Raw genomic sequence first — 15,175 nt, forward strand, 5'->3', positions numbered from 1 at the left:
CGAGGCTATCGTGGACTTAATGAAAAAAGTGGAGAACGGGGAAGCCAATCCAGACCCATCTGCACTTGACCAACTTAAGGCTTACCTGTTGACTTAAGACAGGCTCACAGGTTATCTCAAGTCCGTTTTCACCGCTTCCAGCTTGGCCACCAGGTCCCGCCGGGGTGGAGAGAATACCTCTATCATGCGCAAACCCCTTTCCAAAATATAATTGCCATGCTCTGCATTGGAAGGGACGATGAGGACATCGCCTTCTTCAAGGTGATACAGTTTCCCCTCAAGTATGGTATCGCAGGCACCGTCAATGACTATCATGATTTGCTCTGGCTCGTGGCGGTGAGAAGCAAAATAAATATCGGGCTCTGCGATAACAAAACTGGCCGTAATCCTTTCTGCGGATACGATGTGGCTTTTTGAACCGGGGCCCAGTTCGATAAGGGGAACATCGCGGTAATGAATCACACGTTGATTGTACTCTTCTTGAGTAGCATATGGTTCTTTTCTTTCCATTTTGAACATCATTAGTGTTTGTAGTAGTAATCGTTGCAGAGATGATTATTGCTATGTTTTATGTGAGGCGATTATTCTCTGGTAAACCAAAAGTATCCAATAAGATATACGGTGTAGATACCCGCTGTCAAAAGGTAAGCTCCCCAATCAGGCCATTTAGCATACCACGCAATAGAAGCACCGATACCGAGAATAACACAGAAACCAATCCATAACCACAGGAACGTATCTTTTCGCATATCGGCATTATAAAGAGGCTATCAACCAAATGCAAATAAAACCATCCGGGTAATAAATCGCGGAGCGTGAGGAATGCGGTTAGACTATTGAAAGGAAAGTCGTGTTAGCTAAGTAGGGATAACGACACATCATTATCCCGTTCCAGATACCTTATTAGCCTTATCTGGTCGGATAATTTCCTTCTGGTATGCGAATAATGCAGGAATACCTCCGGTATGGATGAAGATAACCGTGTCCGTGGACTTGAAGCGTCCCTTCTTAATTAAATCGATAAGACCAGCCATTGCCTTTCCGGTGTACACCGGGTCGAGGAATATGCCCTCGGTTTGAGCTACCAGTTTGATGGCGTTTACGCATTCTTCGGACAGTATGCCGTAGCCTTCACCGATGTAAGAGTCAGAAACTTCTAATTCACTGGGCGTCACCTTAATACCGAGCCTCAAGAAATCGGACACAGCATCAGCATATTCTTTAGTTGCTGCCACAGCGGCGCTTGCTTCCCTGAAGACCGATATGCCGATGACCTTATGGTTTGCCGACAGGTATTTTGAGCCCAAGACTAAGCCCGCCTGGGTCAGGCCGCCTCCATTTGCTAATACCACATACTGTGCCTCTATATCATGAGCATTGAGCTGAGCCGTGAGTTCATCAGCAGCGTTGACCCAGCCGACAGTACCCAATATAGCTGACACGTCGGGGATGGCATGCCGTATGATAAACGGTTTATAACCCTGTGCTCGCAGGTCATCAGCGACTTTATTCATCTTTTCCGATACAACTTCACCAAAAATGGCACCTATGTCAGCGAGTTCAAGTATCTCGATATCTGAATTGAGGACATTATGTAGCAAGAGGTTACCTTGAATCTCACAATGCGCATCCTTTACCAGAACAAAGCTCGGTTTCATTCCCAGCTTGCGTGCTGATGCGGCTATTTGGAGGCAGTAATTAGATTGGCAGCCGGCGGTACTTACGACTGCGTTGGCTCCCTGTTTTTTGGCTTCTGCCAGGATGAACTCAAGCATGCGGCATTTGTTGCCACCCGATGCCAGACCACTTAAGTCCTCGCGCTTGATAAAGATACGGGGACCACCGAGAAGGGAAGACAGGTGTCGGGCCTCAGTTAGGGGGGTTGGGTAGAAGCCTAATCTTAACCGTGGTAAATTTTCAATGCTAGCTATCATATAAATCTCCGTATGAAAAAAATCTATTTATAAGAAAGTATCACCTGAAAACCCTGAGCTTTGGTGATATTATGGCGACTCCCGTACTGACTGTCAAGGCACGTATTAAGCCTGAAACAAGATGACCCTCTGGGTGGGCAGAATGTGGGTATTGCGGTTGCTTCATAGATAAAATCAGGTAAAATGGAACGGAAGACTAGCGTATTAACAAGGAAATGAGAAAGGCAATTCCGATAATAACTATGATTCCGATAATGATATAAGGAAGCACCTTCCAGGGAGGCGCTTTTCTTATATAAAAACTGCACGGTACTCCTAGTCTAGCTATTCGACTTACATCTGTATCCTTATTGAGAAGCCCCCTGAAATGTATACTGATATATATTTTGCCGATACCGATATCACCAGCAGGTTCTAATTTACAGGTTATCCAATTCTTTCTATCCATGGAAATGTTTATGTAGTCGCCCCATCTGATGCCTTGTGGTTTATTGTCGTTGTGGATTCTAATAATCGACTGCTCATAGTCAGCTTCGTCAGCCTCTCTAACCCTTAAAAGGAGTTCATAAATTCGTGACATACGTTCTTGTCTTTCTACTTAATAAGAGCCATTATAGCCGACTGATATGCGCTTTTTCAAAATACGTAAAAGTACGCAGGAGATGAGCCTCCGGGCGTGTGGAATGGATTTACTACTGAGGTGAGGGAGGTGCTGACAGATTTACATAATCCTGGCGTCCCTGGCGGGATTCGAACCCACGACCCGCTGCTTAGAAGGCAGCCGCTCTGTCCAGCTGAGCTACAGGGACGTCTTGACTCCATTCAAATGTAGCACGATTGGGAAAAGGAGGTCAAGGACTGCACGTTGGCTTCGCTTCCTTGACAATAGCTTCCAAGCATTGTTAGTATGAGATAATCAAAGCTAGCAGCACGAGCAGTGGAAGATGACTAGATTGCTTGACCGGATTGATAATCCCGCCGATTTAAAGAAGCTGGGCAAGCGTGAACTAAAGCAGCTTGCCAGTGAGCTCAGACAAAAGCTAGTTGATACCATTAAAGTTACCGGCGGCCATCTTGCTTCCAATCTGGGCGTTGTCGAGCTCACCATCGCTTTACATCGGGTATTTGACAGCCCGAGGGACAAAATTATCTGGGACGTTGGTCATCAGAGCTACGTTCATAAATTGCTCACCGGAAGAAAAAAGCATTTCGCTTCACTGCGTCAGTATGGTGGCCTCTCCGGTTTCACCAGCCCTGAAGAGAGCTCGCACGACCCCTTTGGCACTGGTCATGCCAGCACCTCGGTTTCAGCGGCGCTGGGGATGGCTATCGCCCGTGACCTTCGTGGTGATGACAACAATATAGTAGCCGTCATTGGTGATGGGGCGATAGCGGGTGGCATGGCCCTTGAAGCTCTCAACCATGTTGGACACCTGGGCTCGAGATTAATCGTAATTCTCAATGACAACGGCATGTCGATTTCCCCCACGGTAGGCAGTCTGGCCAAAATGCTTAACCGGGTGCGTTTTAACCCGCGCTATCGCTGGGCGAAGGAAGAGGGGCGCAAGATACTTAAAGCCCTGCCTCTTGGGGATATGGTGTGGGAGGTAGGTCGGCAGGCCAGGGGCAGATTCAAAGGATTGCTCTTACCGACCATGGTCTGGGAGGAACTTGGTTTTGCTTATATCGGACCCATCGATGGACATGATACTGCGGAACTGGAACGCGCGCTCCACCAGGCTAAAGAGTACCATTTGAAACCGACGTTTATTCACGTCCTGACCACCAAAGGCAAAGGCTATAGTCCCGCTGAGAACAACGCGGTTTATTTTCATGGTGTGCCGGCCAGGCGTGTCAGTAATCAGAACATACCCACATACAGCGAGGTATTTGCGCAGACGGTGCTTCGTCTGACCCGTGATGACCCCAGGATAGTGACCATAACCCCGGCCATGCCGGAAGGCAACTGTCTGAACATCGTGGCTGCCGAATTCCCGCAGCGCGTCTTCGATGTCGGCATCTGTGAGCAGCATGCGGTTACTTTTGCCGCCGGGCTGGCCACGCAGGGCTTTATCCCGATTGTCGCCATTTACTCAACCTTTTTGCAGCGCGCCTTTGACCAGATTATACATGACGTCTGCCTTCAGAATCTGCCCGTCGTTTTCGCTGTAGACCGCGGCGGTATCGTCGGCGACGACGGCAAAACGCACCAGGGGACATTTGACCTCTCTTACCTGACGCTCGTTCCCAATCTGAGTGTGGCGGCGCCGAGAGATGAAAACGAACTGCAGCACCTGCTCTATACGGCGGTGAACTCGGGCCAGGCGATGGCCATACGCTATCCTCGCGGACAAGGACTGGGGGTGCCACTGGATACAATTTTACATAAAATTCAGATTGGCAAATGGGAATTAATGCGTGAAGGGAGCCATGTCGCCATACTGGCCGTCGGCGTCACCGTGGCACCTGCCCTTGAAGCCGCCCATGAGCTGGCAGCGAAAGGGATAAAGGCAGCCGTCATCAACGCACGCTTTGTCAAGCCGCTGGATATTGAATTGCTTGCCAGTCTGGCGGGTCGTATCCCGCGACTGGTCACCGTTGAGGAAAACACGTCAAGCGGTGGCTTTGGCAGCAGTGTAGCCAGATTGCTGCAAGACATGGGCATTGATGAGATACCGGTAAAAATCATCGGCATCCCGGATGAGTTCGTTGAGCAGGGGACGCAGGTTGCCCTTCGCGCCAAGTACGGTCTGGATGCAAAAGGAATAGCCCGTCAGGTTCTATCCCTGTTTCCCGGTTATAAAGTGGGCGAGCAGTCGATCAGAGAAGGCGAAATAAAACCGATAAGTTAGTTATACTTAGCGGTGAAAATGTGGCGGTGGAAGCACAGTAGTTTTATTTCCCGAGTAAACATTAAGAGTTGTGGTATAGTTGATGCCAAAAATGACGGTGAAGGATGTAGAGGTCAGGGATAAGCGGGTGCTGGTCCGCGTTGATTTTAACGTGCCTTTAGATGAAAAAACTGGAGAAATAACCGGTGACAATCGCATTCGCGCTGCTCTGCCGACAATTCAATACCTGACGGGGCAGAGAGCGAAGGTTATATTGATGTCCCACCTGGGTCGCCCCAAAGGAAAGGTGGTTGAGGACTTGAGATTGGGTATAGTTGCCCGGCGCCTCTCCGAAGTCCTTGGACAACCGGTCTCCATGGCACCGGATTGTGTTGGTTCCGACGTGGAGAATATGGTGGCCGCGATGAAAGCTGGCGATATTCTCATGCTGGAAAACCTGCGCTTTCATGCCGGAGAGGAAACGGGAGATGCTTCCTTTGCTAGGGCGCTGGCCAGTTTGGGCGACGTCTATGTCAACGACGCCTTTGGGACAGCACACCGGGCGCATGCCTCAGTATCGGTTATCGCCCGGTATCTGCCGACAGTGGCCGGCTTTCTGATGGAAAAAGAGGTGAAAAACCTGGGCAGAATACTGGAGAACCCGGCGCGGCCATTCGCTGCTTTGCTTGGCGGAGCCAAGATAAGCGACAAGGTGAGCATGCTGGAAAACATAATGGACAAAGTGGACTATGTCATGGTCGGCGGTGGTATGGCGGCGACATTCCTGAAGGCCAAATCATACGAGGTAGGCCAATCTTTGCTCGAGACGGATATGCTGGAGACCGCAAGCCATTTAATGGAACTGGCGCAAAAAGAAAAGGTGAATTTAATGTTGCCGGTTGACGTTGTAGTTGCTGACGAGGTCAGTAATGAGGCTCAAGTTGAGATTATCCCGGTGGAAAAGATACCGAAGGAAAGGCGAATTGTGGACATGGGACCACAGACCATCAGCAGCTTCAGCAGGGAGTTGAGGAGATGTAAGACGGTCTTCTGGAATGGTCCCATGGGGATATTCGAAATCCCGCGTTTTGCTAGGGGAACGCAGGAACTGGCGAAGCTCTTGGCTGGACTTGAGGCGATGACGGTCATCGGCGGGGGCTCTACTGCCGAGGCGGTCAGTGATTTGGGACTGGCCGGAAAAATGACTTTCGTTTCCACGGGAGGCGGGGCCTCTCTGGAATTCCTGAGCGGGGATAAGTTGCCGGGTGTGGAGGCACTGCCGGATAGAAAATAGAGGAGAGGGATTGATTGAGGAGAGAAGGATGCGTGTACCATTGATTGCGGGCAACTGGAAGATGAATACCACGGTAGCTGAAGCGCTGGAACTGGTCAAGGTGATGAAAGGCGAACTCGAGAAGGTCACCGGCGTGGAGACTGTAGTCTGTCCGCCATTTGTGTCGCTGGCGGCGGTGAAAGAACTGCTTGAAGGCAGCACCATCAGACTTGGGGCACAGAACCTGTTCTTTGAGGAAAAAGGCGCCTACACGGGTGAGATTTCCCCCTTGATGGTGGCCGACCTTTGTGAGTATGTCATTGTCGGGCACTCGGAGCGGAGGCAGCATTTCCATGAGACTGGAGACATTGTTAATAAGAAAATTATGGCGGCGCTGAAGGCGGGTCTCAAGCCAATCTTGTGCATCGGTGAGCGGCTGGAAGAGAATGAGGCGGGCAAAACTGAAGAGGTAGTAGCGGAGCAATTGAGCTCATCTCTGGCCGGGGTGGAAGACCTCGATGGTCTGGCCATTGCCTATGAGCCGGTCTGGGCCATCGGCACCGGTAAGCCGGCCATTGGAGGGCAGGCCAACGGGACGATTGCGTTCATTCGCCGGAACATCGCCAGGGCGTATGGGGGGAAAATTGCGCAGGAGATGCGCATACTTTACGGCGGCAGCGTTAGCTCGGCCAATGCCGCCGAGTTCATGCAGCAGCCTGAAATCGATGGGGCGCTGGTCGGTGGGGCAAGCCTCAAGGCTAATGAATTCTTGAGCATTGTCAATCAAACATCGGTAATTAAACACAGGAAATGAAGTTTCTAATTGCGATAGTCGGCCCGACCGGTATTGGCAAAAGCCGACTGGCCCTCCATCTCGCCCGGAAGTTCGACGGCGAAATCGTCGGTGCCGACAGCCGTCAGGTTTACCGGCATATGGATATCGGCACTGCCAAGCTTAGCCCACAGGACAGGGCGCGTGTCCGCCATCACTTAATCGATATCGTCGAGCCGGATTCGGATTTCAGCCTGGCGCATTATCAGACGCTGGCCTTCAGCGCCATAAATGATATACAGAAGCGCCACAGATTGCCGATTTTGGTCGGCGGCAGCGGCCTGTATGTGAAGGCTGTACTGGAAGGGTGGCAGTTGCCAGAGGCCAAACCGGACCCAGAATTGAGGCGTCGCCTGGAGAAACAGGCTGCCGATACTGGAAACGAGAGTCTCTATCAAAAATTGCTGGAGGTTGACCCGGCGGCGGCGCAGAAAGTCGACCCCCGCAACGTCCGGCGGGTGATAAGAGCTTTAGAGGTATACTATAAGGCGAACGAGACGTTCTCCCGACTTCAGGACAAGAAGGTTTTGCCCTACCGCACGTTGATGATTGGGCTTACCGCAGAACGCAAAGCGCTTTACCATCGTATTGATAAGAGGGTGGACGAGATGATAGGGCAGGGATTGGTCGCCGAGGTGGAAAAATTGGTCGATATGGAGTATGATTTTAATTTACCAGCCATGTCCAGCATTGGCTACAAACAGCTAGCCATGTTTCTCAGGGGAGAAATAAATCTGGAGGGCGCGATACAGCAGATAAAATATGAAACGCACCGGTTTGTCCGTCATCAGTACGCCTGGTTTCGCCTGGATGATAAGCGAATTCACTGGTTTGATATAACTCAGGTTCAGGAGGCGGAAATAGAAGACCTTGTATCCAGGTTACTGGAAGGCAGGCTCAATAACAGAGAAGCGCTTTTAGTTAGCGAGTGAAGAAAGATGGAGTTCACCAAGTTACAGGGCACAGGAAACGATTTTATCCTAATGGAGACCAGCGATGAAGGGCGCGACTGGTCGAAGCTGGCGATAACCATGTGCGACCGTCACTTTGGCGTTGGCAGCGACGGGTTGCTATTGCTCTTACCTTCGAATAATGCGGATTTCCGCATGCGCATGTTCGACCCGGATGGGTCAGAGGCGGAGGCCTGCGGCAATGGCATCAGGTGCCTGGCCCGCTATGTGTATGACGAGGGCATGATAAATGCCGATGCCGACCATATATCCGTGGAAACAATAGTGGGCGTGAGACAGCTCAATCTTAATAAAGAAAATGGCCAGCTCATCGACGTTCAGGCTGGTATGGGTAAGCCTGCGTTTAAAGCTGAAGAGATACCGGTCGAGATTGAGCAGGGCAGGGAGGATATAGTTTACATAAATAACATGATGAGTTATCCGGTAAACATCGATGGCATGGAGCTGCTGCTCAACCTGGTCTCAATGGGAAATCCGCACGCGGTTTGTTTCCAGGAGAGTCCGGTGGCCGATTTCCCGTTATCGCAGGTTGGGCCAAAGGTAGAACATTTGGATATATTCCCGCGGCGCACTAATTTTGAGGTCGCCCGTGTGATAAATAGAAGAGGAATAGAGGTCCGCACCTGGGAGCGGGGCGCTGGAGAGACGCTGGCATGTGGCAGCGGTGCCTGTGCGGTGGCCGTAGCGGCACAGCTTCGAGACTGTGTCGATAATATAGTTAACATAAAGCTGCTGGGCGGCACATTGAAGTTGGAGTGGGATGGTGCCGGCGAGGTATTGATGACCGGCCCGGCAGAAACCGTATTTCATGGAGATTGGCCAGATTAAGGAGTTAATAATGAGATTTGCCAAACGTGTAGAGAAATTACCGCCGTACCTGTTCGTTGAAATCAGCCGTAAGATCGCGGAGAAAAAAGCCAGGGGTGAAGAGGTCATCAGTTTTGCTATCGGTGACCCTGATATTCCGACGCCGCCGCACGTCGTCGAGCGGCTGTGTGAGGCTGCCCGCGACCCGGCCAATCATCGCTACCCTGAATCAGATAGTCTGCCGGAACTGCGTCGTGCCGTGGCCGGATGGTATGAGCGACGCTTTGGCCTTGCCTTTGATCCGGACAAAGAAATATTGCCGTTGATAGGGTCCAAAGAGGGAATCGCTCATATTGCTTTCTGTTTCATCGGTAATGGAGATATCGCCCTGGTGCCTGACCCGGGGTATCCGGTATATTCGGTGAGTGCCATGCTGGCCGATGGTGAGCCATATTACCTGTCGCTCAAGGAAGAGAACGACTGGCTGCCTAACCTCGATTCCATACCCCAGGATGTTCTGGAGAGGGCCAGACTGCTGTGGATAAACTATCCCAATAATCCTACCGCCGCCGTTGCCGACCTTGAGTTCTTCAATAGAGTCGTCCGATTTGCCAAGCAGCACGACCTGGTGGTCTGCCATGACGGCCCTTATACTGAGGTGGCTTATGACGGGTATCAACCGGTGAGCTTTATGCAGGCAGAAGGGGCCAAAGACATCGGGGTGGAATTCCACTCTCTCTCCAAAAGCTACAATATGACCGGCTGGCGCATCGGTATGGCCGTGGGCAATGCCACCATGATAAACGCGTTGATGAGGCTTAAATCGAATTTAGACTCGGGGATTCCACAGGCGATTCAGTATGCAGCTATAGAGGCCTTAACCGGACCTCAGGACTGCATTCCGGAGCATAATGCCATCTACGAGCGGCGCCGCGACTTGATTATCGAAGTATTGAATAATATCGGGCTGAAGGCAAAACCGCCGAAAGCAAGCCTATATATCTGGGCGAAAGTCCCGGAAGGCTACAACTCAATGGACTTAACTGCCGACTTATTGGATCAGGTTGGGGTGGCGGTTACTCCCGGGATAGGGTATGGTAAGAATGGAGAGGGATACGTGAGATTGTCTTTAACCATACCGGATGCATCGCTGGTTAAGGGACTGTCAAGATTATCCGGCTGGCGTAGCACTCGCCGGCAGACGCCGAAGAGGTAAGTTTACATAAAGAGGCACATCACGAGGAGCACAGTTCTCACCAGAAACGCACCGGAACGGGCCTTTCTGGTGGCGGTAGAGTCAAAAGAGACCATGGGCCGGTGGTCGGCCAGGGCGTCAGTGGATGAGCTGGCATTGCTGTCCGGTACCGCCGGTGCCAGCGTGGTCGGTCAAATCATCCAGAAACTACCTATGCCTTCAAAGACACATTACGTCGGCAAGGGAAAGCTGGAAGAATTAATTGCGCAGAAAGACCAGGTCGACTACGATGTTGTCATCTTTGATGATGAACTGACACCGCGGCAACAGCGCAACCTGGAAGAAGCGCTGAAGGTGAAGGTTATCGACCGTGTGGCGCTGATTCTGGACATCTTTGCCTGGCGTGCCCATACCCGCGAGGGGCAACTGCAGGTCGAGCTGGCGCAACACCAGTATCTGCTGCCCCGACTTGCCGGGCAGTGGAGCCATCTGGAGAGGCTGGGGGGCGGCATCGGCACGCGAGGCCCCGGTGAGTCGCAGCTTGAAACCGACAGGCGACTCATCCGACGCAAAATCCATCGGCTGAAAAGGCAGATTGAAGAGGTAAGGAAACACCGCGCCCTCTATCGTCAGAAAAGGCTGAAAAGCGGTATACCGGTGGTATCCCTGGTGGGGTATACCAATTCGGGGAAGAGCACTCTGCTCAACGCCCTCTGCCAGGCCGGTGTTTTCACCGAGGATAAACTCTTTGCCACCCTGGACCCGACCACCCGACGTTTGATGTTACCCGATGGAAAAACGATATTGATAACGGACACCGTCGGTTTCATCCGAAAGCTGCCGCCAACTATCGTCAGCGCATTCCGGGCGACGCTGGAAGAACTGGACGAGGCGTCTTTGCTGCTGCATGTCGTTGACCTTTCTTCACCGGATGCCGCCGAGCAGTGCCAGACCGTTGAGGATATACTGGATGAACTAAACCTCTCCAGCAAACCCCGGATAACCGCACTTAACAAAATCGACCGGCTGCTGACGGATGACCGGGAATGGGATGAGGCAAGTGCCACCGAGTTTTTATCCGACCAGTCCGCCGGCGAAAAAGCGGTGCTGTTATCGGCAACCCGGAAATGGGGGCTGGCGGACCTTATGGCGTTGATAAGCCAGCAAATTTCCCACCCCGCCGCCGCCCTTTAAAACCCCTCTAAAAATGACGCTCTCAAATCGAAATTTAGGCCCCTGAAAATCTTTTTAAATGGTATTTCTACTTAAAATTATATTCAGGGATTAATATTGGGCTAAAATTCTTTAAATCCTGTGCTGTGGCATTTATGGACAAAACCAGCGACCTGTGCTAGCCTATTCCAGAAACCCACCCCCTTTATCCCCCTCCCTTGCCAAGGGAGGGGGAGGGTTATTAAAAGAGGGGCGAAGCCCCTCTTAAACACCCCACTGGTTTAAATCCCTCTCAATCTCCCTTTACAAAAGGGAGAGGCTTCTGTATCCCCCTTTGCTAAAGGGGGACTAAGGGGGATTTCATACCCCTCTGGCATGGGCAGGTGATAGGTTAACATAATGGACAGATTACTTGTGATATAATGGGGGTATGATAACTCAGTGGCTTGAAGAGTTAAGGTAGGCGATTTAAAGAAAATACGTAATATGAGCAAAATAAAGATAAAAGGTTATTTAGTTCCGTTTCTTATAGCACTAATCACCTCTATTTTGGGCGTAATAGGATGGTTCACATTACCTTTAATTGAACGGTGGTTTGATCAGCAAGATTTAAAAGACGATTTAACATACTATATTGATGAGTCAGTTAATTTAGTTGGTGAAAAATATTACAGTGATGCTATTGAGAGGTTAGAGATTGCAGATGAAAAGGCAAATGCTATCCGCTCACAAAATAGCAGAACAGAGTACCTTTGTGTCATAAGAATTAATAAAAGTATTTGTCATTTCAGAATAGGGGCGGAAACAAAAGACAAAGATAAAATTAAACAAAGTATTAATATGTTTAAACAAATACTTGCATTGCCAAATATAGAGCGCTTTCCTGCTTATATTAATATTGTAGAGAATTACATAAATACGGCTAATTGGATGCTGGATAACTTAAGCTAGTTTATGTTAACCTCTTTACCCCCATTATTATGGGGCGCACTATAAGTATTATGTAAGATTGCACGTATAACTTACCATAATTACGCCGCGCCCGTCTACATAACATAATTTTTCAAAACAACATGAATATATAATTTTAGGTTTTTAACTTTTCTATTATTTTATTACTTGAGCAGTAGTGAAAATTTTTGTTAATTACAAAAAAGAATTATCTGCAATAAGCAATTGGGGTTGAAGCCTTCATTACATCAACCGGTGTACTCCCTGCTACCATAGATATCCTGTAATCTATTGCTGCGCTGCCATGTACGCCTGAACCACCTGTTCCACGTATTGCCTGAGTGAAGCATCCGATGCCGCAATCGCCGCCTGGGTGGTGCTCTGCAGGTTGCTGATTACCAGCGCGTTTCTGGTGATGGCGGTATTGTTGCTGTTTATCGCCTCCCTGTTGCTATTGGACAGCCTGATTACCTGCTCTATCAATGACCGGTTATTGTTCACCTCGGTCGTCAAATTGGCATACTGCGGGTCCAGCGAGCTGCATCCGCTGAATACCACCGTCGCCAGCGCTATGGTTATTACCAGGTTCCATACCAGCAGTGCCTTGTTCATGGTTCACCTCCACCTGAAAATATCAATTATTATGTAAACTATTGCCCTAGCAACCGATTGGCCATGTCCCTGGCGAAGGCAAGCGAGGTGGTAAACGCCGGCGATATCGGGTTCAAGATATGCAGGGAAATGCCGTCGCTAAGCACGATAAAGTCCATAACCAGTTGCTTGCTGGGCCAGTGGATTAACTGGGGGCGGATGCCAACGTGTTCCGACTCAGTGATGTCCGTTTGTTTCAACTCCGGCAGCAGCTTTCTGGCCTCTTTGAATACAAATCTCTTGAGGTATTTTTTGGGCTCGGTCCGGGCGACCTGGCGGAAAGAAGGGTTCATGAACAGAAGCATGGCATCGCGTAGCAGGATGGAGGGCGTCTCCCGTCCAAAGCCGCTCAAAATGCCGTAATTTTCTCTGCCAAAGGCAGGCATGGCGGTCGGCCCCACCAGAATCTCGCCGTCAGCGCTCCTGGTGAAATGGATGCCCAGGAAAGGAGTGCGCAGGTCGGGAACGGGGTAAATGTTGCTCCGCACCAGGAAGGAACGGTCGCGGGCAAGCTGCTTGTAAGTCCCCTTGAAAGGTAACAGCTTGTATTCTGTCGCCAGGCCAAATTGGTGGGCAATGTGGTCGGCATAAGCGCCGGCAGCGTTGAGCAGTTTTTCGAATTTGATGACCCCCCCGGAGGTCCGTGCCCGGTCATCTCCGTCACGGTCGATGAAGGTTGTCCCATAGTAAACGGTAACCTTCCCCGATTCTACCAGCTCGGCCTCCAGCGCCTGCAGTACTTCTGTCGGTTTTATCACTGCCGTGTCCGGCGAGTGGAGGGCTTCTTCACTATCAGCGGCGTATGGCTCAAATTCATGCAGTTTCTTGTTATCTATAATATCAGCGCGGGCACCGCATAAATCGGCGCGGCGCTTCAGTTCATACAGGGCTTCCATTTCAGAGGGTCCGGTTGCCAGGATGACTTTGCCGGTCTCGTGCAGCGTCAGTTTCTTTTCCCGGCAGAATTCCTTCATCATGCGGTTGCCGTCCACGCAGTACTTGGCCTTCAACGTGTCGGGCGTATAGTACATACCGGCGTGAAGGACACCGCTGTTCCGTCCGCTGGCGTGCCGGCCTAAAGAACTCTCCTTTTCCAGGATAACAATATCCCCTGCTCCACGATGAATTAACTCACGGGCAATAGCCAGACCGGTAATACCGGCCCCTACAATCAAAATCTGACACTGATTCCGCTCCATGCTGGTAAACCCCTTTACATTATATATACCCGAACTCCGTCTATACGGGTTTGCGTTGAAAACGGTTCAGATTCGGCAGTGCCATCCCGGCGGAGTGGTTTCAAAACCCAAAATCATTTCCGCAATCATATGCTGAATCTTATTGGCATTTCTGGTGGGCTCGGCAGGATTCGAACCTGCGACCGAGCGGTTATGAGCCGCCAGCTCTGCCACTGAGCTACGAGCCCGTGGATTAATCATTTAAACGAGCTTGTTAAATGCCCGGCTCCAATAAATAGAGAGTTTTTCTATTTTTCCGGAATGCGAGCCACCGGTTCTATGGGCAGACTCTTCGGTTTATGTACCGGCTCCCAGATACAGTGAAGCGGTGGAATATCGATGTAATTGAAGCCGCCGGCTTTCTCCTTCGGGTCGCCAAAATGACCGCTCTGGATACTTGGGAATCCCTGTTCGGCCAGCAATCTGGTAACCTCGTCGATGTCGTCGCAGAGGAACTTCAGGTGGTGGAGACCCTCGCCGTGTTCATCAATCCAGTCCTGGTACACCGATTCGCCTTCCACGGGCTGAACGAACTCCAGTTCCAGGTCACCCAGGTAGGCATGGCCCAGCCTCTCCCGGCCCCAGCCCGGCCTGCCCATATAGGTGCGGTCCCACAGCGCCTGATTGCCCCAGTTTCGAATCTCCCAGGGACCGATGCCAAGGATCTGCCAGTAGTTCTCTGCCGTCTGTATCGCGTCCTTGACCACAATGCCCACCTGCTTGATGCCGGAGATTTTGACTTTAGCCGGGCTTTCCGCCTTCGGGTCTTCAGGATAAAAGGTGGCTCCCGGTGGCGATCCATCACTCCGACTGCGAGTGCTTATCTCCCAGAAACAGCGCAATGGCTTGATGTCGAAATAGGCAAACCGGTAGCTGCCGGAGCCACCGCCGACAACCGTCGGGAAACCCATATCGTTCAGTATCTTCTCCGTCTTGACCACGTCCTTCGGGACGAATTTCAAATGGTGGAGGCCCTCGCCGTGCTCATCAATCCAGTCCTGGTAAACCGATGGCCCTTCAATGGTTTCGAATAATTCCAGCTCGATTGGCCCACACTGGGCTATCGCACCGCGATATCTGGCATGGGCTGGTTTGCCGTAGTATTGAAAATTGGGAACTCTCCCGGAACCGAACTCAAAGACTGCCCATGGACCGATGCCCAGAATGTTCCAGTACGCTTCTATGGTTCTCTGCAGGTCTTTGACCACAAGGCAGACCTGCTGGACTTCATTAACTTTTATCTTGGCCGGGCTCTCCTGTGCCATTATTATGTTCCCCCTTTCTGAGAAAGACAATGGAATGCTAGACAGCGCTAGGGT

At 50.9% G+C, this 15,175-nt stretch carries 13 protein-coding genes and 2 tRNA genes; 8 read left to right on the forward strand and 7 right to left on the reverse strand.

Annotated elements, in window-relative coordinates; genetic code table 11:
* Window positions 1-111 precede the first annotated feature (111 nt).
* From KKD83_10690 to KKD83_10700, 3 genes are all read right to left on the reverse strand, one after another.
* The gene (locus KKD83_10690; GenBank protein MBU2536612.1) at window positions 112-510 is read right to left on the reverse strand and encodes a cupin domain-containing protein; all 399 of its coding nucleotides are present in this window, start codon (window positions 508-510) and stop codon (window positions 112-114) included.
* 371 nt (window positions 511-881) lie between these two features.
* Window positions 882-1,934 carry a D-cysteine desulfhydrase family protein gene (locus KKD83_10695; protein ID MBU2536613.1) on the reverse strand — a complete coding sequence of 351 codons (1,053 nt, stop codon included), beginning with the start codon at window positions 1,932-1,934 and terminating at the stop codon, window positions 882-884.
* Window positions 1,935-2,666: 732 nt separating this feature from the next.
* Window positions 2,667-2,743: transfer RNA gene (locus KKD83_10700), tRNA-Arg, on the reverse strand.
* Window positions 2,744-2,878: 135 nt separating this feature from the next.
* Between KKD83_10700 and dxs the strand changes: the two genes are divergently transcribed.
* The 8 genes from dxs (at window position 2,879) to KKD83_10740 (ending at window position 11,967) form a co-directional block, all read left to right on the forward strand.
* Window positions 2,879-4,786 carry a 1-deoxy-D-xylulose-5-phosphate synthase gene (gene dxs / locus KKD83_10705; protein ID MBU2536614.1) on the forward strand — a complete coding sequence of 636 codons (1,908 nt, stop codon included), beginning with the start codon at window positions 2,879-2,881 and terminating at the stop codon, window positions 4,784-4,786.
* 82 nt (window positions 4,787-4,868) lie between these two features.
* Window positions 4,869-6,059 (forward strand): phosphoglycerate kinase, encoded by a 1,191-nt coding sequence (locus tag KKD83_10710; GenBank protein ID MBU2536615.1) that lies wholly within the window; start codon window positions 4,869-4,871, stop codon window positions 6,057-6,059.
* A 28-nt stretch (window positions 6,060-6,087) separates the two neighbouring features.
* Window positions 6,088-6,852: a triose-phosphate isomerase gene (tpiA, locus tag KKD83_10715; GenBank protein ID MBU2536616.1), complete on the forward strand. Its 765-nt coding sequence runs from the start codon at window positions 6,088-6,090 to the stop codon at window positions 6,850-6,852.
* Window positions 6,849-7,802 carry a tRNA (adenosine(37)-N6)-dimethylallyltransferase MiaA gene (gene miaA, locus KKD83_10720; GenBank protein MBU2536617.1) on the forward strand — a complete coding sequence of 318 codons (954 nt, stop codon included), beginning with the start codon at window positions 6,849-6,851 and terminating at the stop codon, window positions 7,800-7,802. The genes tpiA and miaA overlap by 4 nt, the downstream gene beginning before the upstream one ends.
* 6 nt (window positions 7,803-7,808) lie before the next feature.
* Window positions 7,809-8,669 (forward strand): diaminopimelate epimerase, encoded by an 861-nt coding sequence (dapF, locus tag KKD83_10725; GenBank protein MBU2536618.1) that lies wholly within the window; start codon window positions 7,809-7,811, stop codon window positions 8,667-8,669.
* A 10-nt stretch (window positions 8,670-8,679) separates the two neighbouring features.
* Window positions 8,680-9,864, forward strand: a complete 1,185-nt coding sequence (locus KKD83_10730) for an LL-diaminopimelate aminotransferase (protein MBU2536619.1) — start codon at window positions 8,680-8,682, stop codon at window positions 9,862-9,864.
* Between the two features lie 93 nt (window positions 9,865-9,957).
* A complete protein-coding gene (gene hflX / locus KKD83_10735; GenBank protein ID MBU2536620.1) occupies window positions 9,958-11,037 on the forward strand; it encodes a GTPase HflX in 1,080 nt (359 codons plus the stop codon).
* A 465-nt stretch (window positions 11,038-11,502) separates the two neighbouring features.
* On the forward strand, window positions 11,503-11,967 hold the full coding sequence (locus tag KKD83_10740) for a hypothetical protein (protein ID MBU2536621.1): 465 nt from the start codon (window positions 11,503-11,505) through the stop codon (window positions 11,965-11,967).
* Between the two features lie 288 nt (window positions 11,968-12,255).
* Here the strand turns inward: KKD83_10740 and KKD83_10745 are convergent, their stop codons facing one another.
* The 4 genes from KKD83_10745 to KKD83_10760 all read right to left on the reverse strand — a co-directional run bounded on the left by KKD83_10745 (window position 12,256) and on the right by KKD83_10760 (window position 15,121).
* Window positions 12,256-12,579: a hypothetical protein gene (locus tag KKD83_10745; protein MBU2536622.1), complete on the reverse strand. Its 324-nt coding sequence runs from the start codon at window positions 12,577-12,579 to the stop codon at window positions 12,256-12,258.
* Window positions 12,580-12,617: 38 nt separating this feature from the next.
* Window positions 12,618-13,817 carry an L-2-hydroxyglutarate oxidase gene (lhgO, locus tag KKD83_10750; GenBank protein ID MBU2536623.1) on the reverse strand — a complete coding sequence of 400 codons (1,200 nt, stop codon included), beginning with the start codon at window positions 13,815-13,817 and terminating at the stop codon, window positions 12,618-12,620.
* Window positions 13,818-13,969: 152 nt separating this feature from the next.
* Window positions 13,970-14,044 (reverse strand) — tRNA-Ile (locus KKD83_10755).
* A gap of 60 nt (window positions 14,045-14,104) precedes the next feature.
* Entirely contained in the window at window positions 14,105-15,121 is a 1,017-nt protein-coding gene (locus KKD83_10760) for a VOC family protein (protein ID MBU2536624.1), read from the reverse strand.
* Window positions 15,122-15,175: the final 54 nt, after the last annotated feature.

Source organism: Chloroflexota bacterium, from assembly GCA_018829775.1.
Lineage (GTDB): Bacteria > Chloroflexota > Dehalococcoidia > Dehalococcoidales > RBG-16-60-22 > E44-bin89.